Annotated in this window: 18 protein-coding genes; 11 read left to right on the top strand and 7 right to left on the bottom strand. The window is 72.0% G+C overall.

Annotation, left to right across the window (positions count from 1 at the left end; all coding sequences use genetic code 11):
* Positions 1-56 precede the first annotated feature (56 nt).
* On the bottom strand, positions 57-1,484 hold the full coding sequence (locus HGK34_RS11430; protein WP_201847304.1) for a LutB/LldF family L-lactate oxidation iron-sulfur protein: 1,428 nt from the start codon (positions 1,482-1,484) through the stop codon (positions 57-59).
* An 80-nt stretch (positions 1,485-1,564) separates the two neighbouring features.
* Entirely contained in the window at positions 1,565-2,389 is an 825-nt protein-coding gene (locus tag HGK34_RS11425; RefSeq protein WP_201847290.1) for a (Fe-S)-binding protein, read from the bottom strand.
* A 93-nt stretch (positions 2,390-2,482) separates the two neighbouring features.
* Here HGK34_RS11425 and HGK34_RS11420 point away from each other — a divergent pair, with 93 nt between their 5' ends.
* The 3 genes from HGK34_RS11420 to HGK34_RS11410 all read left to right on the top strand — a co-directional run bounded on the left by HGK34_RS11420 (position 2,483) and on the right by HGK34_RS11410 (position 5,206).
* On the top strand, positions 2,483-3,232 hold the full coding sequence (locus HGK34_RS11420; RefSeq protein WP_201847288.1) for a FadR/GntR family transcriptional regulator: 750 nt from the start codon (positions 2,483-2,485) through the stop codon (positions 3,230-3,232).
* Between the two features lie 147 nt (positions 3,233-3,379).
* A complete protein-coding gene (locus HGK34_RS11415; protein ID WP_201847285.1) occupies positions 3,380-4,405 on the top strand; it encodes a beta-ketoacyl-ACP synthase III in 1,026 nt (341 codons plus the stop codon).
* A gap of 117 nt (positions 4,406-4,522) precedes the next feature.
* Entirely contained in the window at positions 4,523-5,206 is a 684-nt protein-coding gene (locus HGK34_RS11410; RefSeq protein WP_201847283.1) for a SprT-like domain-containing protein, read from the top strand.
* Between the two features lie 78 nt (positions 5,207-5,284).
* Here the strand turns inward: HGK34_RS11410 and cutA are convergent, their stop codons facing one another.
* On the bottom strand, positions 5,285-5,626 hold the full coding sequence (cutA, locus tag HGK34_RS11405) for a divalent-cation tolerance protein CutA (RefSeq protein WP_201847281.1): 342 nt from the start codon (positions 5,624-5,626) through the stop codon (positions 5,285-5,287).
* 235 nt (positions 5,627-5,861) lie between these two features.
* On the opposite strand from cutA, the gene HGK34_RS11400 reads away from it, so the two are divergent.
* From HGK34_RS11400 to HGK34_RS11390, 3 genes are all read left to right on the top strand, one after another.
* A complete protein-coding gene (locus tag HGK34_RS11400; protein ID WP_201847279.1) occupies positions 5,862-7,301 on the top strand; it encodes a Gfo/Idh/MocA family protein in 1,440 nt (479 codons plus the stop codon).
* A 288-nt stretch (positions 7,302-7,589) separates the two neighbouring features.
* Positions 7,590-11,351: a right-handed parallel beta-helix repeat-containing protein gene (locus tag HGK34_RS11395; protein WP_201847277.1), complete on the top strand. Its 3,762-nt coding sequence runs from the start codon at positions 7,590-7,592 to the stop codon at positions 11,349-11,351.
* A 347-nt stretch (positions 11,352-11,698) separates the two neighbouring features.
* On the top strand, positions 11,699-11,953 hold the full coding sequence (locus HGK34_RS11390; RefSeq protein ID WP_201847275.1) for a hypothetical protein: 255 nt from the start codon (positions 11,699-11,701) through the stop codon (positions 11,951-11,953).
* Positions 11,954-12,096: 143 nt separating this feature from the next.
* On the opposite strand, the gene HGK34_RS11385 is transcribed toward HGK34_RS11390, so the two are convergent.
* Both HGK34_RS11385 and HGK34_RS11380 read right to left on the bottom strand, forming a co-directional pair.
* The gene (locus HGK34_RS11385) at positions 12,097-13,338 is read right to left on the bottom strand and encodes a Gfo/Idh/MocA family protein (RefSeq protein ID WP_201847273.1); all 1,242 of its coding nucleotides are present in this window, start codon (positions 13,336-13,338) and stop codon (positions 12,097-12,099) included.
* Positions 13,335-15,398 (bottom strand): DUF6807 family protein, encoded by a 2,064-nt coding sequence (locus tag HGK34_RS11380; RefSeq protein WP_307815917.1) that lies wholly within the window; start codon positions 15,396-15,398, stop codon positions 13,335-13,337. The genes HGK34_RS11385 and HGK34_RS11380 overlap by 4 nt, the downstream gene beginning before the upstream one ends.
* Before the next feature lie 143 nt (positions 15,399-15,541).
* Between HGK34_RS11380 and HGK34_RS11375 the strand changes: the two genes are divergently transcribed.
* From HGK34_RS11375 to HGK34_RS11360, 4 genes are all read left to right on the top strand, one after another.
* On the top strand, positions 15,542-16,468 hold the full coding sequence (locus HGK34_RS11375) for a carbohydrate ABC transporter permease (protein WP_201847269.1): 927 nt from the start codon (positions 15,542-15,544) through the stop codon (positions 16,466-16,468).
* Positions 16,461-17,387 carry a carbohydrate ABC transporter permease gene (locus tag HGK34_RS11370; protein ID WP_201847267.1) on the top strand — a complete coding sequence of 309 codons (927 nt, stop codon included), beginning with the start codon at positions 16,461-16,463 and terminating at the stop codon, positions 17,385-17,387. The genes HGK34_RS11375 and HGK34_RS11370 overlap by 8 nt, the downstream gene beginning before the upstream one ends.
* A 106-nt stretch (positions 17,388-17,493) precedes the next feature.
* Positions 17,494-18,819: an ABC transporter substrate-binding protein gene (locus HGK34_RS11365; protein WP_201847265.1), complete on the top strand. Its 1,326-nt coding sequence runs from the start codon at positions 17,494-17,496 to the stop codon at positions 18,817-18,819.
* A gap of 336 nt (positions 18,820-19,155) precedes the next feature.
* Positions 19,156-20,922, top strand: coding sequence for a UxaA family hydrolase (locus HGK34_RS11360; RefSeq protein WP_201847263.1), 1,767 nt, complete (start codon positions 19,156-19,158; stop codon positions 20,920-20,922).
* 27 nt (positions 20,923-20,949) lie between these two features.
* Here HGK34_RS11360 and HGK34_RS11355 read toward each other — a convergent pair whose 3' ends face one another.
* On the bottom strand, positions 20,950-21,762 hold the full coding sequence (locus HGK34_RS11355; RefSeq protein ID WP_201847261.1) for a MerR family transcriptional regulator: 813 nt from the start codon (positions 21,760-21,762) through the stop codon (positions 20,950-20,952).
* A gap of 97 nt (positions 21,763-21,859) precedes the next feature.
* Entirely contained in the window at positions 21,860-23,125 is a 1,266-nt protein-coding gene (locus HGK34_RS11350) for an NAD(P)/FAD-dependent oxidoreductase (RefSeq protein WP_201847260.1), read from the bottom strand.
* A 178-nt stretch (positions 23,126-23,303) separates the two neighbouring features.
* On the opposite strand from HGK34_RS11350, the gene HGK34_RS11345 reads away from it, so the two are divergent.
* The gene (locus HGK34_RS11345; RefSeq protein ID WP_307815914.1) at positions 23,304-24,554 is read left to right on the top strand and encodes an NAD(P)/FAD-dependent oxidoreductase; all 1,251 of its coding nucleotides are present in this window, start codon (positions 23,304-23,306) and stop codon (positions 24,552-24,554) included.
* Positions 24,555-24,566: the final 12 nt, after the last annotated feature.

The following is a 24,566-nucleotide window of genomic DNA, read 5'->3' as shown; positions in this document are numbered from 1 at the left end:
AGATGTGTATAAGAGACAGCCCCGGATCCGCTCCAGCACCTCGCCCCGCGCGTCGCTCATCGCTCCTCCTTCTCGTGCCCCGCCCACCAGTCCCGGAACGTCTGCTTCGGCGGCACCGGCAGATCCCGTGAGTTCGTCCACGCGGCCCCGGGGCCCGGCAGCCGGGAGATCACCCGGTCCCGTCCGCCCAGCACGCGCCCTACCCGAGCCAGCCGCGCCGCCCGGCCGAACCGTCCGCCGTCGGACATCACTGTGGCGGCGGCCTTCATGGCCGCGCCCCAGCCCTTCCCGGCCGCACCCGCCTCGACCTCGCGGGCCCGCAGGTCCACCAGGATCGAGGGGATGTCGATCTTCACGGGGCACACGTCGTAGCAGGCGCCGCACAGGGTCGAGGCGTAGGGGAGGTCGGAGGTCTCGCCGGTGAGCTGCGGCGTGAGGATGGCGCCGATCGGCCCGGGGTAGACGGACCCGTAGGCGTGGCCGCCCACCCGCTCGTATACCGGGCACACGTTGAGGCAGGCCGAGCAGCGGATGCAGTGCAGCGCGGAGCGGCCCACCTCGTCGGCCAGTACGTTCGTGCGCCCGTTGTCGAGCAGCACCAGGTGGAACTCCTGCGGCCCGTCCCCGGGCGTCACGCCCGTCCACATCGACGTGTACGGGTTCATCCGCTCACCCGTGGAGCTGCGTGGCAGGAGCTGGAGGAACACCTCCAGGTCCGTGAACCGGGGGATGAGCTTCTCGATGCCCATCACGGTGATCAGGGTCTCCGGCAGCGTGAGGCACATGCGCCCGTTGCCCTCCGACTCCACCACCGACAGCGTGCCCGTCTCCGCCACCCCGAAGTTCGCGCCGCTCACCGCCACCTTCGCCGACAGGAACTTGCGCCGCAGGTGCGCGCGGGCCGCCATGGCGAGCTCGCGGGGCACGTCGGTGAGGTCCGGCGGCGCGTCGCCCATCCGGGACAGGAAGATCTCGCGGATCTCCGCGCGGTTGCGGTGGATCGCGGGCACGAGGATGTGGGACGGCATGTCGTCGGCGAGCTGCACGATCAGCTCCGCCAGGTCGGTCTCCGTGGCGTGGATGCCGCCGGCCTCCAACGCCTCGTTGAGCCCGATCTCCTGCGTGGCCATGGACTTCACCTTGACCACCTCGTCGGTGTCCTTGGCGCGGACCAGGTCGGTGACGATCCGGTTCGCCTCCGCGGCGTCCCTCGCCCAGTGCACCACCCCGCCGCGCGCGGTGACGTTCCGCTCCAGCTCCTCCAGGAGCTCGGGCAGGTTGTCCATGACCTGCGTCTTCAAGGCGGAGCCGGCGTCGCGCAGCGCCTCCCAGTCCGGCACCTCGCCGACCACGGCGGCCCGCTTGGCCCGGATCGTCGCCGTGGCGTGGCCGAGGTTGCGCCGCAGCTGCTCGTTGCCGAGCTCGCGCCGTGCGGCGTCCGGGAACGACGGCCCCCAGTGCAGCGGGTCCGCCGGCGCGGGCATCCCGAGGAAGACGGAGGTGCCCGACGGCGTGCCGTGGCTGGGCCGGTCCGTGGCCGACGACGATCGGCCGTGCTGTGCGTTCATCGTGCGTCCTCCACGGGCTGCCAGGGCCGCTCGCGGGTTGCGGCGAGAATCTCGGCGAGGTGAACGGTGCGGACGCCGGGGGCGCCCGCCCGCGCGGGGCCGCCGTCGTCGGGCGGTGCTCCGCGGCGCGCGGAGCGTGACAGCCCGCCGCCGATGTGCATCAGGCACGAGTAGTCCCCGGCGGTGACGAACTCCGCGCCCGTGCTCGCGACGTTGCGGACCTTGTCGGCGAGCATCGCCGCCGACGTGTCGGCGTTCTTCAGCGCGAACGTCCCGCCGAACCCGCAGCAGCCCTCGGCCTGCGGGAGGTCGGCCAGCTCGATCCCCTCGACCGCCCGCAGCAGGCGCAGCGGCCGGTCGCCGACGCCGAGCATCCGCAGCGAGTGGCAGGTGGGGTGGTAGGTGACGCGGTGCGGGAACCAGGCGCCGACGTCGGTCAGGCCGAGCACGTCGACCAGCAGCTCGGACAGCTCGTACGTGCGGGCGGCGACTGCGGTCGCGGTGCGGGCCTCGGCGGCGAGGCCCGCGCGGTCGAGCACCATGGCCTGCTGGTGCCGGATCGACCCCGTGCACGACCCGGACGGGACCACGACGGCGTCCCATTCGCCGTCGGCCACGGGCCCGAACGCGCGCACGTGGTTGCGGACCACCGGGACGGCGTCGCGCTGATAGCCGGTGTTGACGTGCATCTGGCCGCAGCATGCCTGCTGCTCGGGCACCACGACGGTGTGGCCGAGTCGTTCCAGGAGGCGCACGACGGCGGTGGGCGCCTGGGGGAACATCGCGTCACCGATGCAGGTGGCGGCGAGGGCGATACGCATTCTGAATCCTTTCAAAGCGTTACGCCGAGGGCAGGGGCGAACTTCGCCACACCGTACCCCATGTGGTTCGACCACAGGGGTACGGTGTTCCCCATGCGTACGCACGAGCGCGTTCTCGCGCAGATCGAGACCGACCTCGCCGCCGGGCGCTGGGCGCTGGGAGAGGCCCTGCCCGGCGAGCGGGTACTCGCCGAGGAACTGGGGGTGTCGCGCCCCTCGGTCCGTGAGGCGATCCGGATCCTGGAGGCGGCAGGCGTGGTCCGCACCGCCGCCGGCTCCGGGCCGACGGCGGGCGCCGTGGTGATCGACCGTCCCGCCGCCGGGCTGCGCATGGCCATGGGCCTGCACGTCTCCTCGGGTGCGCTGCGCGTGCCGGACGTCGTCGAGACCCGCGTCCTGCTCGAGACCTGGGCGATCCGCGCGGCGGCCGACAGGCACCGCTCCGGAGAGATCGACGGCGAGTCGCTCGCCGGTGCTCAGCGGCTGGTGGACGCCATGGAGGAGCCCGGCATGAGCCCCGCCGACTTCATCGCGAGCGACCAGGCGTTCCACCTCGAGTTCGCCCGCATCGCCGGGAACCACGTGGTGGAGGCCTTCATGCTCGGCCTGCGCGGCGCGATCGGCGACTACGTGACCGACGGTGTCGACCGTCTGCCGGACTGGCCGACCACCTCCGCGCGCCTGGCCGCGGAACACGCCGGGATCCTCGACGCGGTCGCCGTCGGTGACGGAGCGACGGCGGCACGGCTCGCGCGCGAGCACATCGAGGAGTTCTACATCGAGACGGGACTGGCGGGCGGCACGTCGCCGATGGCGCCTGCCGGCGCGCCCTCGCGTGGCTGACGCGGCAGCCACCGGCGGCCGGCCGCGCGCCCCTCGGGATGGTTGACCCGCACACCGGAGGAGCCTTCCGCGGGCCCACCCGGATCGCCGCAGCCGTGGTCCGGACGGGCGTCCGGGTGGCAGCCGGCGTCGTGCCATGATCGGGACATGCTCTCGCTGCCCGCCGGCGCCGCCGGCTCCCGGATCATCGGTCTCGGGCACCACCAGCCCGCGAAGATCATGACCAACGACGATGTCGCACAGCTCGTCGAGACGAACGACGAATGGATCCGCTCACGCACCGGGATCGTGACCCGTCATGTGGCGGACGACGATGTCACCGTCGCCGACATGGCGACCTCCGCGGCGCGACATGCGCTCGCGGATGCCGGTCTGACGCACGAGGACGTGGACCTGGTGGTCGTCGCCACCACCACGGCCATGGACCGCTCCCCGAACACCGCCGGCCGCGTCGCGTACGCGCTGCGGACCGGGTTCCCGCTGGGAGCGAGCACCCCGGAAGGCGAGGAGACGCCAGACCTGCGCGACGTCGTCGGCCCCGCCGTCATCGACGTCAACACCGCCTGCTCCGGGTTCGCCTACGCCGTGGGGCTCGCCGACCAGTCGATCCGGGCCGGCAGCGCGCGCAACGCCGTCGTCGTCGGCGCGGAGAAGCTCACCGCCGTGACGGACTGGTCCGATCGGTCCACCTGCATCCTCACCGCCGACGGCGCCGGTGCGGCCGTGCTGCAGGCGGCCGACGAGCCCGGGGTCGGGCCGGTGGTGTGGGGCTCGGAGCCGGAGATCACCCCCGCGGTGCTGATCGAGGCCCCCCAGGACAAGTTCGCACAGGACGGCCGTGCCGTCTTCAAGTGGGCGATCATGCGGGCGGCGGACCGGGCCCGGCGTGCGGTCGAGGCGGCGGGACTGGGGCTCGACGAGATCGAGGTGCTCGTGGCGCACCAGGCGAACCTGCGGATCATCGAGCCGCTGGCGAAGGCGCTCGGGCTGGAGGGCAAGGTCGTGGTCACCGACATCACCGAGTCGGGGAACACGTCGGCCGCCTCGATCCCGCTCGGGCTGTCCAAGTGGTGGCACGCCGGCAAGATCCCCGCCGGAGTACCGGCGCTGCTGTTCGGGTTCGGTGGAGGCTTCACCTGGGCGGGCGAGGTGATCGTCACCCCGTCGCGATGACGGTGCGGCACCGCCCTGACCTGGGAATTGTGGATAACTCCTCCTGGCTGTCAGCCAGCCTTCCTAGGTTCGATGTCGTCCGGACGGCCCGGGCGGCGACGAATCAAGGGGGCAGGCATGAATCTGGTCGAGGCACGGAACCTGGCGCGGGACCTCATGAGCCGGCACGGACTGGCAGGCTGGAGGTTCGAGTACGACGACGCGAAGCGCCGCGCCGGCATGTGTCACTTCGCGCGGCGCCGGATCAGCCTCTCGGCCCCGCTCGCGACGGTCTACGACGAGAGCGAGGTCCGCGACACGGTGCTGCACGAGATCGCGCACGCACTCGCGGGGCCTGAGGCGGGGCACGGCGCTCGGTGGCGGGAGAAGGCCCGGGAGATCGGGTGTTCCGGGCTCCGGTACGTGGACCCGAACGCACCCACGCTGGACGGTCCGTGGATCGGGGTGTGTCCCCGCGGGCACCGGACCACCCGGTTCCGCCGTCCGGGCGCGCCGATGTCCTGCCGCCGCTGTGGTGCGGGCGCGAGGATCTTCGCGCCCGCGCACCTCATCGCCTGGACGTATCGCGGCCACGACGCCGCCATGGGCGAGCGGTACGAGAGCGAGCTGCGCGCGATGTGCGTGGAATTCGGTCTGGAGGTCTCGGTGGAGCCGGGAACGGAGGAGCGGATCGCCCGCGCGGCGTCCGGCGGGCGGCCGCTGGTCCTGGAACCCGTCGACCTGAGCACGCTCGACCTCGACGAGCCGGTGCGTGACGTTCCCACGGGCGGCCGGTGGCGGAGCCCCGTGTCGAGGCACTGACCGGCAACGTGTTCGCCGCTGGTGGGATGCGCGCCGTGAGGAGACCCGGCCCGCATCCCGCCGTGCCGCGCGGCGTCCTCACCCGCGACGGGTTTCGTCCTCCATCCAGTCGAGGTAGTCCCGGTGGCCGCCGATCAGGGCAGTCACCACGACTTCCGGGACGTCGTAGGGGTGCTCGCTCACGATGCGCTCCGTGAGGGGCTCGGCGAGGGCGGCAGTCGTCTTGAACGTGACACGCCACTCCCTCTCCTTCTGCATCGCGCCTTCCCAGCGGAACATGCTGAGGATCGGACCGTCGATCTGTGCGCATGCCGCGAGTCGCGCCTCCACCACGGACCCGGCGAGGTCCTCCGCGTCCTTCTCGGCATCGAAGGTCGTGGCGACCTGCACGAACGTGGCATCGCCCGGAATGTTCGACATGGGTCCTGAGGGTACTGGCGAGTTGCGCGGCCCGTCCCGTGACGGGGCCGGCCAGGAGCTGTGGGGCCACTCGGCCCACTCGGCGTGGCTGCGGTCATGGGCGCCGTCCGTGCCGTGTCACGCGGCGACACCAGCAGGGCAAGCGCTTTCCAAATGGTCGATGGCTGGGTATCGTCGTCAGGCGATCCTGTCTGTCACAGATCTTCCCGTCGATGACGACTCCGAGGAGCCCACCATGCCCGAACCGGCAGCCGAGCGGCCCGCACCCACACCGAACGACCCCACCACCGAGCCGATCACCGGGTCCACCCACACTCCTGCACCGATCGACGGACCGTTGCCGGAGGGCCGCGCTCGCTACGCGGTCGTCGGGACGGGGCATCGCGCCGCCATGTACATCGACGCGCTGATCGGGGCGCACGCCGCCGACGGCGAGATCGTCGCCTGGGTGGAGCCCAACCCGGTCCGGGCCGCCTTCCACGAGGCGCGAGTGGCGGCCGCGGTCGGTGGGGAGCGCCCGGTGTACCACCCGGACGACCTGGAGAAGGTGATCGAGACCGAGCGCGTGGATCGGGTCGTGGTCACCTCGATCGACCGCACCCACGGCGAACTGGTCAGCCGCGCGCTGCGCGCCGGGGCCGACGTCGTCGTCGAGAAGCCCATCGCGGCGCACGCGGACCAGGCGCGGCAGATCGTCGACGCGGTCGCGGAGACCGGGCGCGACCTCGTGATGACCTTCAACTACCGGTACGCGCCACGGAACTCCGCGCTGCGTGAGGTCATCGCGTCGGGCGAGATCGGGCGGGTGCTGTCCGTGCACTTCGACTGGGCGCTGGACACCGTGCACGGGGCCGACTACTTCCGGCGCTGGCACCGCGAGAAGGTGAACAACGGGGGCCTGCTGGTGCACAAGTCCAGCCACCACTTCGACCTGGTCAACTGGTGGATCGGTGACGTCCCGCGCCGGGTCTTCGCGGCCGGTGGCCGCATGTTCTACGGCGACGACGCCGGTCATGCGGACGGCTACGAGCCCACGCAGACCGAGCGGGCGCTGAAGGAGGGCGGCGTCGACCCGTGGCACCTCGACCTCGACAAGAACGAGTGGCTCTCCGGGCTCTACGGCCCCCAGGCGCAGGCCCACGACGGCTACGTCCGCAACCGGTCCGTGTTCGACGCCGGGATCACCACCGAGGACACGCTCAGCCTCGTGGTCGAGTACGCGAGCGGGGCCACGATGAGCTACTCCCTCACGGCGCACTCGCCCTGGGAGGGCTACCGCGTCGTGGTCAACGGGACGCGCGGGCGGGCGGAGCTCGAGGTGGTGGAGCGCGGCTCGGTCGAGTTCTCCGAGGCGGGCGCGGCGATCCTCGACCCGAGTGCCACCGACGCACAGGCGGAGGACCTCGTGCGCCCGGCGGGCGAGCGCCTCGTGGTGCAGCGGCACTGGGAGAGGGCGGAGGAGCGGCCGATCGTGGCCGTCGGACCCGGTGGCCACGGGGGCGGAGACACGTTGCTGCTGCGTGACGTGTTCGCACCGTCCGCTGAGCCGGACCGGCTCGGCCGGGCCGCCGGGTACCGCGACGGAATCCTCGCCTCGGCGGTGGGCTACGCCGGCAACGCGTCCCTGGAGACGGGGGAGCCGATCCGCCTCCAGGACCTCGACCTGAGCATCTGACCGGGCCCGAGGCGGCAGCTCCTCCCTGCCGCCTCGGCCCTGCCCCTGTTCTGCCGACCACGCGCGCAAGCCCCGACCACGCGCGCAAGCCCCGACCGCACCAGCGGCCCCGACCGCACCGGCGGCCGGCCTACCCGCGCGGTTTCTCAGGGCCGCGCCTTCCGAAAGTCTCTCTTGCGCAGTTGGGGGGTTTCGTGCCACGGTACCGGAAACCGGTTTCCCAGGCGGTCGCGAGGTGCGCGACGGCGGGTGGCGGGTGCCGTAGCCACGCATCTCGATGAGGAGATCATGTCTCGAACACGCGTAGGACCTCGCACGTTACTGACCGCCGTCGCCGCATCGGCGCTGGTCCTGGCCGGCGCCGTCGCACCGGCCGAGGCCGACCCCGCGACCGCGTTCGTCGCCGACGACCTCTCGCCGGGCAGCATCACCACCAGCGACGTCGTCTCGGGGGCCTTCACGATCATGGCGTCCGGCGCCAAGGCGGTCACCGTGGACGCCGCGGACCGCACGTCCGACCGCGGCGACGTCTACTCCCAGCGGCTCAAGCTCAACGGCTCGGGCGCCGCCGCCGAGCGGTCGCTGCGGTTCGATGCCACCGCCGGCACGGAGGTCACGGTGCACGCCCGCAGCGGGAGCGGCACCTCGGACCGGGCGCTCGCGCTCTACGACGCGTCCTGGACGGAGGTCGACCGTGTCGTCGCCGCCGCCGACAGCGACAGCGTGCCCGTCGCCACCGAGGTGCTCACCGTCCCCGCGGACGGGACCTACTGGCTCGCCTCGCCCAGCTCGGGCGTGAACGTGTTCTACGCCGAGCTCGACGTCGAGCCGGACACCGGCCGCACGGCCTGGACGGAGGTCGCGTCACCCGTGGTCGACGACGTCGTGGTCGACCCGGACGACCCGTCCCGGCTGCTGGTCGCCTACACGGGAACGGTCGGTCCGGACGGCGGCGACCTCGCCCGTGCGGCTCTCCGCGACGCCGACGGGAACGTCGTCGACCAGGCCTTCACCGCTGACGACGGTGCGACAGGAACGCTCGCCGTCGAGCCGCCGTCGTCCGGCACCTACTCGGTGCAGGTCTCGCTCACCCGATCGGGCGAGCCCGAGCCGCTCGTCTCGGAGCCCGCGGGGACGCCGGAGTTCTCGCTCCCGCTCGCGCTCCCGGAGATCTCGGGCATCCTCACCACAGCGGTCTCGGGCACGCAGGGCACGGTCACCATCGAATGGGCCGCGGTCGCGGAGGCGGAGACCTACTCGGTCGAGGTCCGGCAGGGTTCCGGGGGGTTCACCACGGCGGCCGACGGCATCACCGGCACGTCGGCCGAGGTCGGCGGGCTGTCCGTCGGCGAGACCTATGAGGCTCGTGTCGTCGCGCACCGCGGTGGCGATTCCGCGGCGTCCGGACCCGTCGAGTTCGCCGTCGCCGACGCCGTGGAACGCTGGCAGACCGCGCACATCGGTGTCGGGTCCGGCGGCCAGGTCCTGGAGAACGGGGACGGCTCGATCACGTTCGACGCGCTGGCCAACTCCGGCAAGGCTGCCGACTCGGAGGACGGGTTCTGGTACCGCTACACGGCGGTCGACCCCGCGACGGAGAACTTCACGCTCAGCGCGACCTTCCACGTCGACGACTCGGCGTCGAAGGACAACCAGTCCGGGTTCGGGATCGTCGCGGTGGACGACCTCGTCCCGAACGACACCTCGGCGCGGTACATGAACTCCGCCGGAGCGTCCGTGGCCAAGTACCGGTTCGGCCTGGACGGCGAGGAGGGGGTCCGCTACGGCACACCGGGCGCGAAGTTCGTGCGCGGCTACACCGGCCCGCCCACGCAGAGCTCCCCGGACCGCGACATGACCGACTCGCGCGCGTTCGACTGGGACTACAAGGACGGCTACGAGGAGGGTGGGAACGCCAATCCGCCCCGCTTCCAGGCAGGGGACGACTACGAGCTCACGCTGCGCCGGTCCAACACCGGATTCCACGCCACCTGGCACCACGACGGTGAGGACACCGAAGTCATCGAGTACGACCCGGACCTGCTGCTGACGCAGGACGACGGCGTGTTCTACGTCGGCCTGTTCGCGGCGCGCAAGATCAAGGTCACGGTGACCGACTGGTCGTTCGAGACGATCCACCCGGACGACGACGAACCCGCGCAGGACCCGCCGCCGGTGTACGTCACGCCGGAGCTGAACGCGGACGTCACACGCACCACACCCGGTGACTCGATCGATGTCCCGCTCACCTCCAACGTGTACGGCGAGGCGCGGGTCACGGACGCGGCCGGCGAGGTGGTGGCCGACGGGCTGGACGTGGTCCCCGGCGAACGGACGGTCGTGCCCCTCGACCTGGTGCGCGGTACCAACGACTTCACCGCGACCCTGGTGCCGGACGCGGAGCAGCCGCAGTTCGGCGAACGCGAGGAACTGGAGTCGCTGGACCCGGTCGAGCTCGACCTGACCTTCACCGCACGCTCCTACGGCGAGCCCGGTCAGGCGATCCGGGTGGCGCCGAACGGTGACCCGGGCGGCGACGGGACCGCGAACGCCCCGCTCGACCTGCACACCGCGGTCGCCTACGCGCAGCCCGGCCAGCAGATCGTGCTCGCCGGCGGCACCTACCACCCGCAGGAGGCCGTCGTCATCGAGCGCGGCCGCGACGGTACCGCCGACGCCCCGATCACGCTCATGTCCCAGCCGGGCACCCGCGCGGTGCTGGACCTGTCGGAGTCCGAGACCGGCGGCATCTGGCTGCGCGGCGACCACTGGCATCTCTACGACCTGGAGATCACCCGGTCCCAGGGCTACCGCAAGCCGCTGCACATCAGCGGGAACCACAACGTGATCGAGAAGATCGAGTCGCACCACAACCAGGACACGGGCCTGCAGATCTCGGGTCTGTCGGCCGAGCCGCCCCAGATGTGGCCGTCGGACAACCTCGTCGTCTCGTGCGAGTCGCACGACAACCGTGACCCGCTGGGCAACGACGCGGACGGCTTCGGCGTGAAGCTGACCGTGGGCGAGGGCAACGTCATCCGGCACAGCATCGCCCACCACAACATCGACGACGGCTGGGACCTGTACGCGAAGTCCACCACCGGTCCGATCGGGGTCGTGACGGTGGAGGACTCGGTCGCCTACGACAACGGCTGGCTCGCCGCCGACGACGGTCTGACCGACCTCGGCGAGGGCAACGGGTTCAAGCTGGGCGGCGAGTCGATGCCGGGCGCGCACATCCTGCGCAACTCGGTCTCCTTCGGGAACCTGGGCAAGGGCGTGACGTCCAACTCCGGCCCGGACGTGCGGCTGGAGAATGTCACGAGCGTGGGCAACGGCCTGGCCTCGACGTCCAGGAGCGCGATGAACGTGCAGCTCAAGACAGCCGCGAGCAGCACCGACTACCGGGCGGCCGGCGTGCTGTCCTGGCAGGCGTCGCTGGCCGACGACATCGACCTGAAGCAGGAAGACACCTCGCTCCTGTCCGACCCGTCGAACTACTTCGACGGCGTCGCGGCCGGCGAGCCGGGCGACCGTCCCGCCGAGGTCACCCCGGACTGGTTCGTGTCGACCGACGCGGCGGGACTGCGACCGGAGATCGGTCCGGACGGGTCCGTCGTCATGCACGGCCTGTACGAGCTGACGGACCTCGCGCCGTCGGACACCGGTGCGCGTCTGCGAGGCCTCGCCGACCCGACCGAGATCGAGCTGCTGCCCGACGTCGTTCCCGTCGCGCCGTGGTATCCGACAGGCATCTACACGGCCGGCGACGTGGTCTCCCACCAGGGGATCGCCTACCAGGCGCGGTGGTGGACCCGTGGCGACGCCCCGGCCGACGGCTCCTGGTGGGGGCCGTGGGTGGCGCTGGGCCCGGCCGCCATGCCTCCGGTCGAGGAGTGCGCCCCGGCGTGGGTCTCCGGTCAGGTCTACACCAGGGGCGACGCCGTTTCCTACGGCGGCGTGAACCACGTGGCCTACTGGTGGACGCTCGGGGCGGAACCCGGGTCTGACGTCCACGGTGCCTGGGGTGCGGTGACGCCGTGCCGGTGACGACAGGTGGGCGTTGCGCCGGTGGTGGCGCCGGGCCGAGGACGTCGGCCGATGGCGCCGCGCCGAGGACGTCGGGCCGGTGACGCCGGGCCGGTGACGCCGGGCCGGTGACGCCGGGCCGGTGACGCCCGGCCGAGGGCTCTCGGGGCCCTGCCGGGGGTGACGTGCCTACCGGCAGGGCCTCGCCCTGTGATACACCCCTCCGCACCCCGGACTGCCGGGGTTCGCAGGGGTGCGCGGCCGGGCAGGCGCAGGGATGTCGGCACCCGAACGGGGCGTAACCGTTTCACCCGCTTCCCTCGGCCGGCGGCGGGCGTGGGGTCTTCTGCGTCTCCGAGTCCGGCGGGGTGCAGATCCGCAGCATCGACCTCGCGAACAACGGCAACAACGCGGTGCTCATCGAGAACTGCTACAACTACCGCATCGACGGCGGGACGGTGAACGGCGGCGGAGAGGTCCGCGTCGCCGCCCGGAGCGAGTTCGCCAACACCCGTGACGTCACCGTCACGGCCCGAGTGGACACCACGAGCGTTCGCGAGTCGCCCTGCGGCGAGAACATCACCTGGAACATCACGGGCAACGCGAGCCTCAACGTGTGCTGACACCCGCCGCCCCCGGCCCCCTGCTGCCCCCCGGCGGCTCCGCCGGCCACTGGCCGAGAACGACATTCTGGTGGATGGGAGCGTACCCATCCACCAGAATGTCGTTCTCGACCGGCGAGCAGCGGGTCGGGAGGCTCAGAGGGTCAGCGGGTCCAGGGAGCGGCGAGTTCGGTGAAGGTCTTCTGGGTCCGGGCCACCTGCTCGCACCAGTGCTCGGCGTCGCGGACGACGGGCCACCGGCCGTCGCCCTCGCCGCGCCACTCCACGATGCCCCTGCCGGGTCCCTCGGCCTCGCCCGGCCCGCGAAGCCCTCCCACCACGATCTCGCGCGGCTCCGGGCCGGTCCGCACCGCGTCCAGGACCCTCATGAACGCCCCGGTGTCGGTGACGTCGCAGAGCAGCGGACCACCCGTCCGGCGCGCGTCCAGCAGATCCTCCAGCAGCGGCGTCCGGCCGTACTCCTTCTCGGCCGTCACGGACCCGGTGCGCAGCAGCACCCTGTCGAACTCGTACTCCAGCGTGATCGTCCCTGCCGTCCCGTAGACGATCACCCGTGCCGGGGTCCGCTCGTCGGCGCAGAGGGTCAGCCCGAACCCGTACCGCGTCCCGTCCGAGGCGACCACCCGGACCGACGACGTGTCGTCGGCCTCGATCGGGTTCGCCCGCCACAGGTCCGTGTCCACATAGGCGACGTCCTCGGCCCGGCGCGCGCCGCCGACGTGCAGCGCCGTCGCCACGGCATGTGCGAGAGGGTTGGTCACGACGCCGTCGACAACGTCGTGACCGTCGAGGTGCCGGCGCCCGGCCCATGCCGACCGCTCCCAGTACGAGGCCGTGCGCACCCACGCGCCGACCGCGCCGATCCCGGTGACCTCCCCGATCTCCCCGCGTTCGACCATCCGCGACACCGCCGGCAGCGCGTGCGAACCGAACGTCTGGAAGCCGACCTGACAGCGTCGCCCGGTCCGCGCGGCCGCGGCGACGAGCGCTTCGTGCTCGGCGAGCGACGCCGCGGTCGGCTTCTCCAGCAGCACGTCGATCCCGGCCTCCATGGCCGCCTGTGCCAGCGGAAGATGCGTGTGGATCGGTGTGGACAGGATGACGACGTCGGGCAGTGCGCCCTGCGACAGCAGGTCGCCCAGGCTCGCGAACCACCGGGCCCGCGACTCCCCGAGCATCGCCGCCTCGGGCTCGCGCGGGTCGACGACGGCCGTCAGCTCCGCCCTGCCCCGCGCCTCCAGCTCGCTCACGCGCCGCACGTGCGACGCCCCGTGCCCGTGCACGCCGACGACGGCGATCCGCGTGACGCCTGGCGTGCCGTCCGCCTCGGCCGGGCCTACGGTCCGGGTCCCGGCGCCCACGTTCGCCGCGTCGGGCCGCGTCATGCGATCTCCTCCGCCACCGCGGCCGCCTCGGTCGGGCCGAGCTCGCTGTCGAACAGTGCCGCGACCAGGCCGACCTGCACCGATCCGCCGTCGGGCACGAGCAGCGGGGCGTCCCAGGCCAGCGCTGGGCAGGCGCCCGGGTACTCGGCGGAACGCACGAACCAGGGCCGCACCGGCCCGGGCTGAGCCAGCACCAGGGTGGTGGGGCGGTCGCCGTGCCGCTGCACGAACGCCAGCCAGGGCGAGCTGCTGCCGTGTGCGAGGGTTTCCCCCTCGCCGCCGACCGACAGCACACGCGTCTCGTCCGCGATCGGCAGCCGCCAGAACAGCCCGCCGTATCCGGCGCCGGGGCGGCCGTTGGTGGCGGGCGACCGGATCTCCAGCGGGCCGTCCGTGGCGTGCAGGACGGAACGCCAGTCGAGCACCCAGCCGGGATGCGCCGGGCTGCCCGAGACGGCGTCTCCACCGCCCGCAGGGGTGCCTCCGCTCGCGGGGCCGCCCGCGTCCAGCAGCCGTGCCGTGACGCGACGGTCCTCGACGAGCTGCTGTCCGCCGTGCTCGTCGAGCCAGGCCACCGTCTCGGTGAGGGTGGCGCCGTCCGGCCGCACGTCCCGCGCGACCTGGCGCCCGTGGTTCTGCAGCAGGGTCGGACCCACGTGCTCGATGAAGGTCCGGCCGCCCCAGTGGCTCGTACCGTTGACGTCCGCGACGGCCATCCCCACGCCGTAGTGGTGGCGGTGGTCCACCGGGCCGGAGTCGGTCAGTGGTGTCCCCCCGAGCGTGTGCACGGGGTGCAGGTAGGGCCGTGGAGCGTGGACGGGCGGAATCCGCTCGCCCGTCTCGCGGCGCGCCAGCGGCGTACCGGCGGGCCCGTGCAGGACCACCGCATCCTGTTCGTCCTCCCAGGTCAGGGAGCTCTCCGCAGGCGGCGGGGCGCCGCCCGGAGCCGCCGCGGCGGCGTCCGGGGAGCCCTCACCGGGGGCGGGGACGGCGCGATCGGTCGCGTGCACGCGCTCGGGCCCGACCGGCGCGGGGCCGGTGCTGGCGCGTACCTCGAGGTGGGTCGTGAAGCGGGCGGACCGGGCAGGCTGGGCATCGTCGTCCATCACTGCGGCGAGCTCCTTCCAGGCGTGACGGCCGAGCTCCGACTGCGGTACGGCGACAGTCGTGAGCGCGGGCGTCGCGTAGCGGGCGAGGTCGATGTCGTCGAAACCCGCCACCGAGACGTCGGCGGGCACGGCGACCCCTGCCTCGTTCAGCCCGGCGAGCAGGCCGAACGCGACCAGGTCGTTGAAGGCGACGGCGGCCGTCGCGCGGCCTGCGAGTACGGCGCCCGTTGCCGCGTGACCCGCTGCGATGTCGGGACCCGCGGGGATCTCCTGCACGTCGAGCCCCGGGTGGTGCTCGCGCGCACGCAGGATCCCGGCGCGGCGCTGGGCGTCCGACGCGGAGGCCCGGGGGCCTGCCAGGTAGGCCAGCCGCTGGTGGCCGAGGCCCACGAGGTGCTCGATCACCTGGGTCGCCGCGTCCTCGTAGTCCACGACGAGGCTCGGCGCGGCGGTGCCGAGCGCGGGATCGCCGCCCTGTGCCGGCAGCCGGGGCACCTGACGGTTCAGCACGACGACGGGTTCGACGTCGGGCACGAGCCGCGCGAGGTCGTCGTCGGACATGCGCGGGGAGACGAGGACGAGGGCGTCGCAGCGCAGCCGTGCCTCGAGTGCGATCGCGGCCTCCTGGCTCTCGTCCTCCGCCGTGTCCGCGACGAGGACGCGGTAGCCGTCCTGGCCGGCGGCGGCCATGACACCGTGCAGGATCTGCTGGAAGACGGGGTTGCCGACGTCTGGCATGACGAGGGCGACGGTTCGCGTGCGGCCGAGGGCGAGGTTGCGGGCGGCGGTGCTGGGCCGGTAGCTCAGCGACTCGGCGGCCGCGCGTACCCGCTCGGCGATGTCCGGGGCGACGGTGCTGCGGCCGTTCATCACCCGCGACACGGTGGCGCGCGAGACACCCGCCGCTGCGGCCACGTCGCCGATCGTCACTGCTGGGCGCCTGATGTTCACGTGGCGAAGGTACACCATGGGAAACCGGTTCCTCATGTGGTACGTTCTGGCACGGCAACCGGTTTCCCGGTGCGTGGTCGCGAATGAGCCCCTCATCGCGCCCGCTGCGGGAGGCAAGAGGTCGACGATGACCGGAGGGCGGAATGTCCAGCGTGATCCAAGAGGTCGCGAGCACGCGGAGGGCCGCGGGTGAGCGACGCAAGGGCGACGGCCGCATGGCCGCGCTCTTCCTCGCCCCGTGGTTCGCGGGGCTGTTCCTCATCACGGCCGGTCCCATGGCCGCGTCGCTGTACCTGTCCTTCACGGACTACGACCTGCTGTCGTCGCCCACCTGGGTGGGCCTCGACAACTACGTGCGGATGTTCGAGGACCCGCGGCTGATCCAGTCGCTCAAGGTCACGTTCACCTACGTCTTCGTGTCGGTACCGCTCCAGCTCGCCGCGGCGCTCGCGCTGGCGCTCGTGCTCGACAAGGGCATGCGCGGCCTGGCGGTCTACCGCTCCGTCTACTACCTGCCCTCGCTGCTCGGCGGCAGTGTCGCGATCGCCATCCTGTGGCGCCAGATCTTCGGCGCCGACGGCCTGGTCAACCAGGTGCTGGCGTTCTTCGGGATCGAGGGCACGGGCTGGGTGTCGCACCCCGACTACGCACTGAACACCCTGATCATCCTCAACGTCTGGACGTTCGGCGCGCCGATGGTGATCTTCCTGGCCGGGCTGCGCCAGATACCCCGGATGTACTACGAGGCCGCCTCCATCGACGGGGCGGGACGGCTGCGGCAGTTCTGGTCGATCACCGTCCCGATGCTCACGCCGATCGTGTTCTTCAACCTGGTGCTCCAGCTGATCAACGCCTTCCAGAACTTCACCCAGGCGTTCGTCGTGAGCGGCGGGAACGGCGGTCCCGCCGACTCGACCCTGCTCTACACGCTCTACCTGTACCGGAAAGGCTTCGCGGACCTCGACATGGGGTACGCGTCGGCCATGGCCTGGTTCCTGCTCCTGATCATCGGCGGGATGACGCTCGTCAACTTCCTCGCCTCGAAGTATTGGGTTCACTACGATGACTGATCTCGCCACGCCCTCGAAGGTCACCTTCGCCGAGCCGGCGTCGTCCCCGGAAGGTCGCGCCTCGCGCGCCGGCCGCACCGTCCGTCGTGTCCGGTCCACCGTGGCGAGCGGCCTGAAGCACGCCGGTCTCGTCGCCTTCGGTTTCGTGATGCTGTACCCGCTGCTGTGGATGCTGGCGAGCTCGGTCAAGCCGAACGCGCTCATCTTCCGTGAGCCCGGGCTGATCCCCACCGACGTGGACCTGTCCAACTACACCGACGGGTGGAGCGCCCTGCTGCATCCGTTCAGCCGGTACCTGCTCAACTCGGCGATCGTGGTGCTCGGCTGCGTGCTGGGCAACCTCGTGTCGTGCTCGCTGGCCGCCTACGCGTTCGCCCGCCTGAAGTTCCGGGGCCGCAACTTCTGGTTCGCCATCATGCTCATGACGATCATGCTGCCCATCCACGTGATCATCGTGCCGCAGTACGTGATGTTCTCCACGCTGGAATGGATCAACACGTTCCTGCCGCTGATCGTGCCGAAACTGCTGGCCACCGACGCGTTCTTCATCTTCCTCATGGTCCAGTTCTTCCGGGGGATCCCGCGCGAGCTGGACGAGGCCGCGCGGATCGACGGCGCCGGGCACCTGCGCATCTACTGGCAGATCATGATGCCGCTCGCGGTCCCGGCCCTGGCCACCACGGCGATCTTCACCTTCATCTGGGCCTGGAACGACTTCTTCAGCCAGCTGATCTTCCTCACCAAGCCCGACATGTACACGGTGCCGATCGCACTGCGGACCTTCGTCGACTCGACGGGTGAGAGCTCGTGGGGCGCGCTGTTCGCGATGTCGATCGTCTCCCTGATCCCGGTGTTCCTCGTGTTCCTCTTCGGCCAGAAGTATCTGGTCAAGGGAATCGCCACGACGGGCATCAAATAGGCCCTCCGCGCCCCCGGGCGCATGGGCCTGACCCTGTGTACCTCCTACCCCCCCCGAACCTCCGAACGACCGAAACGACGACGTCTCGTCATCGAGAAGGAGAGAAATGCGCACCTCAATCAACCAGCGTGGCCGGCGTGGAGCCGCGGTGGCGGCGGGTGCCGCCGCCACCGCCCTGATCCTGTCCGCGTGCGGCGGTGATTCCGGCGCCGGCGGTGGCGGCGACGTCGAGGCCCAGGACTGCCCGTGCGAGATCCGTTTCGCATGGTGGGGGTCCGACGAGCGGCACGCGGCGACCCAGGAGATCATCGACGCGTTCGAGGCGGAGAACCCGGACATCACCGTGGTCCCGGACTTCACCGACTGGGACGGGTACTGGAACAAGCTCTCGACCGCCGTGGCCGCCGGTGACACGCCGGACGTGATGACGCAGGAGGAGCGCTACGTCTCCGACTACGCGACCCGTGGCGTCCTCGCAGACCTGGGCGGGCTCGACATCGACACCTCGAAGATCGACGGGAGCATCCTCGCCGGGGGCCAGATCGACGGCACCCAGTACGCCCTCCCGACCGGCATCAACGCCTACGCGATGGTCGCCAACCCGGCCGTCTTCGAGGAGGCCGGCGTCGACCTGCCCGACGACACGACGTGGACCTGGGAGGACTACGTCGAGATCGCCGACGAGGTGTCCAAGGGCGCCGGCGACGGTGTCTGGGGCACTCAGGACTACGGCTTCAACGAGGCCGGGCTGAACATCCTCGCCCGCCAGAAGGGCGAGAGCCTCTGGACCCCGGACGGTGAGCTCGGGGTGTCGGAGGAGACGGTCGCCGAGTTCTTCCAGACCTCGCTCGACCTGATGCACGGTGGCGGCCAGCCGGATGCCACGCGCACCATCGAGTACCAGCACGCCGGCCCCGAGGGCTCGCTGGTGGGCACCAACGTGGGCGGCATGTCGTCCTTCTGGTCGAACCAGCTCGGGGCGCTGTCCGAGGCGTCGGGCGAGGACATCCAGCTGCTCCGGTACCCGGGCGAGAGCGAGTTCGAGCGCACCGGCATGTACTACAAGCCGGCCATGTTCTACTCCGTGTCCGCGTCCACCGAGTACCCGGACGCCGCGGCGAAGTTCGTGGACTTCCTGCTCAACTCCGAGGAGGCCGCGAAGATCAATCTCACCGACCGGGGCCTGCCCGCGAACACGGACATGCGTGACGTGATCGCCGACGAACTGACCGACGCCGACCAGCAGGTCGCCGAGTTCATGGCGGATCTCAGCGACGAGATCGTCGACGCGTCCACGGTGCCGCCGAACGGTTCCGCCGAGATGCAGGACATCATGGAGCGTGTGAACACCGAGGTGATCTTCGAACGCATGACTCCGCAGGAAGCGGCGGAGATGTTCGTCAAGGAGGTCGGCGCGGCGATCGCCGGCTGACGTCGCCCGACGGCGGGCTCCCCGCAGGTGCGGCGGCGCCGACCGGACGCCGGGGGCCCCGGAGGATGCCGGGCGCCCTGGGGGACGCCGGGTTGCCGATCGGATGCCGCGTGGCCGGTCGGACGCCGTGTGGCCGGTCCCTCAGGGGCCGGCCACCCGGCATGCGGTCGCACACCCCCGCGCTCGCGTGGTCGACTCACGGGTGCCCGGCCGCCGAGGGGAAGGGGACGCGCTCCCGACGCCGGCGGGCGGGTCCCGCGCCACTGATCAACCGGCACCGCACAACGGGTGCCGGGTACGACCGACCGCTACGCGGTCTCGCGAAAGGGATGGGTAGTGGAGGCAGAGCTCCTGGTTCTGAACGAGGGCGACGACGTCGCGATCGCGCTGCGGGACCTCGCCCCGGGCGAGACGGTCGGCGGTGGTGGTGCCGTCATGACGGTCGGGGAGCGGGCCGTGCCGCGCGGCCACAAGATCGCCGTGTCCGACGTCGGCCCGGGGGCGCCCGTGCGCAAGTACGGGCAGGCGATCGGTCTCGCGACGTCTGCCATCGCACCGGGCGACCACGTCCACGGCCACAACCTCGCGTTCGACGACGAGGCCGCCCTGGCGCTCCGCCACGCGGAGACCGCGCGGCCCGCGCGGCCCGCGGAGACCGTGCGGCACGTCGACACCGGGCGGCCCGCCGAGGCCACCCGGCCTGCCGAGGCCACCCGGCTCGCCGTCGGCGCCGCCCGGCCTGCCGAGGCCACCCGGCCTGCCATCGGCGCCGCCCGGCCCGCCGACGCGCCGAGACCCACGTTCCGCGGGTACCGGCGCGCGGACGGACGGGTCGGCACCCGCAACTACCTCGCGATCCTGACCAGCGTGAACTGCTCGGCGACGACCGCGAGGATGATCGCCGACCAGTTCCGCGGAGCCGCCCTGGAGGAGTTTCCGAACGTCGACGGGGTCATCGCCCTCACCCACACCAGCGGCTGCGGGATGGTGCCCGACTCCGAGGGCGGCCGGATGCTGCTGCGGACCCTGCGCGGACACGCCGCGCACCCGAACGTCTCGGGCCTGCTGGTGCTCGGCCTGGGCTGCGAGATGGTCCCCGGCTCGGCGCTGTCGGCCCGCTCGGGCCGGAGCGTGGACCTCGGCATGCCGGCGGTGGGCGCACCCGGCACGGCGTCCGAGCCGGGTGCGGACCCCGTGACCGGAGTCGATGCCGGACTGCTCGCCTCCATCCCGGCCGACACCGTGGTGCGGTCCCTGACCATCCAGGAGTCGGGCGGCGTGCGGGCGACCGTCCGCGCGGGCGTGGCCGCCGTGCGCGAGATGCTGCCGCGGGTCAACGCGCGGGAGCGCACGGAGTGCGACGTCTCGGACCTGGTGCTGGGGCTGGAGTGCGGAGGGTCGGACGGCTACTCCGGGGTGACGGCGAACCCGGCACTGGGCTGGGCGTCGGACCGGTTGGTGGCCCTCGGCGGCGCCTCCGTGCTCGCGGAGACCCCGGAGGTCTACGGGGCGGAGCACCTGCTGACCGCACGTGCCACGGACCCGGCGGTCGCGCGGCGTCTGCTGGACCGCATCGACTGGTGGCGGGACTATGTCGCGGCAGGAGGCGGGACGCTGGACAACAACCCGTCGCCGGGGAACAAGGCCGGGGGCCTGACGACCATCCTGGAGAAGTCGCTCGGCGCGGTGGCCAAGGGCGGCACCGCACCCCTGTCCGCGGTGTACGAGTACGCGGAGCCGATCGCGCCGAAGGCAGGGTTCACGTTCATGGACACCCCGGGCTACGACCCGGTGTCGGTGACCGGCATGGTCGCGGGCGGCGCGAACGTCGTCGTGTTCACGACGGGCCGCGGGTCGGTGTTCGGCTGCCGCCCGACGCCCTCGGTCAAGGTCGCCACGAACACGCCGATGTACTCGGTGATGGCCGAGGACATGGACGTCAACGCGGGCGTCATCGTGGACGGTACGGCGTCGGTGGAGGACGTCGGGCGGCAGATCTTCGACCGGATCCGCGCGGTCGCGTCGGGTCAACGCACGGTGAGCGAGGACCTGGGGATCGGCGCCGAGGAGTTCATCCCCTGGCACGTCGGCGCGGTGACCTGAGCGGGTCCCCGCACCCGCGTCGCGGGACTAACCTCGCGTCACCGGCTGCTGGAGCTCCGTGACCCAGTCCGACTGGTCCTCGCGCTCCGCCCGGATGTACAGCTCCCGGCAGGGGGCCGACGGCGACCAGCCGCGCTCCGCCATCTCCGCGTGCAGGGCCAGCCACGTGTCCTTGACTCCTCGCATCGGCCCCAGGTGCACCGTGCAGGCGGCGTCGGGCACGGCGGGCAGCTCGACGATGTCGAAGCCGTCGAGCGGGTCGCCGTCGTAGGCGTAGCCGACGACGGCCTTGGTCCCGTCCTCGACCTCCTCGTACATGGCGATCGGCCGCTCGAGGCTCCCCCGGCCGTGCTCCGCGGTCAGGATCTTGCCGATCTCCTCGAAGGCCGGCCCCACGACACCGGGGAGCTCCGTCTGCTGCACGGGCACCGTGATGGTGCGCGCCGCGAGGCGGACCGCCGGCAGGTCCTTGGTGATGATCTCGATGCTGGACATGGTCTTCTCCTTCTCGATGAAGCGGAGCCGCCGTTCCACGTCGGAGAGCCGGATGGTCGCCAGCGCGTGTTCCCGGTCCAGTTCCGTCCGGCGTCGCCGGAGCAGCGTGGCGAGCTGGTCGGTCTCGATGCCGTCGGCGAGGATCGCCGAGATGTCCTCGAGACCGAACCCGAGCTGGCGCAGGGCCACGATCCGGTGGAGGCGGGGGAGCTGGGACGGGTCGTACGACCGGGTTCCGTTGAACTCGTCGATGTGTGCGGGCGTGAGCAGACCGGACTGGTCCCAGTGCCGCAGCATGCGATGGGTCACCTGACCGATCTGCGCGAACGCTCCGATGGACAACACAGTTCAGTTCTCCCGCCTGACATTGTGTGAGGGCCAAGCCATGGTGCCGTCGTTGTGCCGGGCACGCATCACAAGGCAAGTCAGGAGGGTGCGGAACTCAGCGGCGCATCGTCCCGCGCACCGCGGCCCGCAGGACGTGGCCCAGGCCGACCGACCCCTCGTCGAACATCATCGACGTCACCGTCGCCATCGCCGACTGGTCCTGGCCGACCGAGTCGATCGTGAAGCGCGCCCACCTGCTTGACCGCATCAGGCGCTGCCCGAGACCGCACGTGCGGTGGTGGCGGGCGAACCGCCGGGTGAACGCCCGCTCGAAGCCGCGCAGCGTCTCCAGCCCGCCGCGCCCCCGCAGCGCGGCATCGCCTCCGGCCGACCGGGCCGCCGCGAGGTGCTCCGCGAGTTCGATCCCCGCGGCCATCGCGTAGAAGATCCCCTCGCCCGAGAGCGTGTTGATGGTCGCGGCGGCATCACCGATCAGGACGGCCGGGTACGGGCGGGCCGTCATCGCCTGCCGGGCGCCGGCATGCGGCAGCTGATGTGTGGCCGGCGCGCCGACGTCGGAGATGTCGAAGCCGCGACGCCGCAGGTCGGCGACGTAGACGTCGAACAGGTCGCCCAGCTTCCGGTCCCGTTCGGCCAGGAGGTCCACCGGGATGCCGATGCCGACGTTCGCCCGATGGTCCGGCAGCGGGAAGACCCACCCGTAGGCGGGCAGCAGCTCGTCGATGAAGTCGAAGCGCAGCGTGTCGTGCAGCACGAGATCGGGGTGCCTGACGGTGGCGTAGGCGCGCGTGGCGATGATCGTGTGCTTCTTCGCCGGCCGGTCGACGCCGAGCGCTCGCCGCACCGCGGAATAGGCGCCGTCGGCCCCGACCACCAGGTCGTACGGCTCGGCGCTCACGCGGCCGGACTCCTCGAGGCGGACGACGGCGCCGCCGGACATCTCGATGCCCTTGAACGAGACGCCCTCGCGGAACCTCGCGCCCGCCGCGACGGCCGCGTTCTTGAGAGCTTCGTCCAGATCGACGCGCGGAACCACGTAGCCGCGGAAGTCGCCGTGGGCGATCGTGGAGTCCTCGATGGCGGCGCTCGCACCGCCGGGACCCGTGATCGCGACGCCGGTCGGCGTGTTGAAGCGCTCGAACACGTCGCTGAGGCCCAGGCTCTCCAGGATGCGCCGGGCACCCGGCCCCATGCCGTCGCCGCACGTCTTGTCCCGCGGGAACGCCGCCTTGTCGATCAGGGTCACCTCGGCGCCGGGCAGTTCGCGGCGCAGTGCGATCGCCGTGACCGACCCGGCCGGACCGGCGCCGACCACGAGGATCCGGAGGGGCGGAGGCTGCTCGACCATGCTGCTGCTCATCGCCAGTGACCTTAGTTGTTCCCCGTGGCCTCTGGCGATACTCCGGCCCCCCTCGGACCTCCACGGGGACTTCACACGCGTGGCGCGCGATCTGGGAAACCGGCACCGAGCATGGGAACATCGAGGCACTCGACGACCAGGGGGCCCGACGTCGCCGAATCGTTCCGAGGAGTTGCACGTGTACGTTTCCGCCCCGCCCGAGTCCGCGATCGTCGTCGGTGCCGGGATGGTCGGCCTGGCCACCGCGTGGCACCTGCAAGAACGCGGCGTGGACGTGACCGTCGTGGACCGCACCGGCGTCGCCGCCGGATCGTCGTGGGGGAACGCCGGCTGGCTCACCCCCGGAATGGCGATGCCGCTCGCCGACCCGTCCCTCTGGTCGTACGGCCCCCGCGCGTTGCTCGACCCGGACGCCGCGCTCTCCGTGCCGTTCCGCTGGGACGCCGGCCTGTGGGCCTTCCTCGCCCGGTTCATGCGGCACGCCACGCCCGGTGCCTGGCGGCGCGCCATGGAAGCGCTCACGCCGATCGACGAGCTCGCGCTGGACGCCTACGACGAACTCGTCGCCGAGGGCGTGCACGCCGACACCCACCCGGCGCGCTGGGTGGTCGGGTTCGAGGACGAGAAGCAGGTGGCACCGTTCGCGCATGAGCTGGCCGGTGTCGCGGCCGCCGGCCAGGAGGTACCGCTGCGGCAGGTGGCCGACGGCGGCCCCCACCTCTCCCCGGCCGTGACCTCGGTCTGGGAACTCGGCGGGCAGCGGTTCATCGAGCCGGGACCGTTCGTACAGGCGCTCGCCGGCGCGGTGATCGCGCGAGGCGCGAAGATCGTGGCGGACGCGACGGTGACCGGCGTCCGCCCGGCGCAGGCCGGCCGGCGCGACGGGGCCCGCGTGATCGTCGCGGACCACGACGAGATGGCCGCGGACGTCGTCGTCCTCGCGACCGGAGCGTGGCTGCCGGAGCTGGCCCGGCGGTTCGGCGTGCGGACCCGGGTGCAGGCCGGACGCGGGTACTCGTTCACCGTCCCGGTCGAGGGCGAACCGGTCGACCACCCGATCTACTTCCCGGCGCGGCGCGTGGCCTGCACCCCCTACCAGGGGCGGCTGCGGGTGGCAGGCACGATGGAGTTCCGCCGCCCGCAGGAGCCGCCACGCCCCCGGCGGGTCGAGGCGATCGCCAACTCCGTGCGCGGCCTGCTGCGCGGGGTGGACCTGGACGACCGGAAGGACGTCTGGGTCGGTTCCCGCCCCGTCACGCCGGATGGCCTGCCACTGGTCGGAGCGACGGCGGCGTCAGGGGTCTTCGTGGCGGGCGGGCACGGCATGTGGGGGATGGTGCTGGGCCCGGCGACCGGCCGCGCGCTGGCGGCGCAGATCATGACGGGCAGGATCCCGGAGGAGATCAGGGCGTTCGACCCGCTGCGGTGAGCCGCGGCGGCC

Source organism: Myceligenerans indicum (assembly GCF_016742955.1).
Classification (GTDB): Bacteria; Actinomycetota; Actinomycetes; order Actinomycetales; family Cellulomonadaceae; genus Myceligenerans; species Myceligenerans indicum.
Note: the sequence above shows the minus strand (reverse complement) of the source record. Positions and strands in the feature narration are given on the sequence as shown.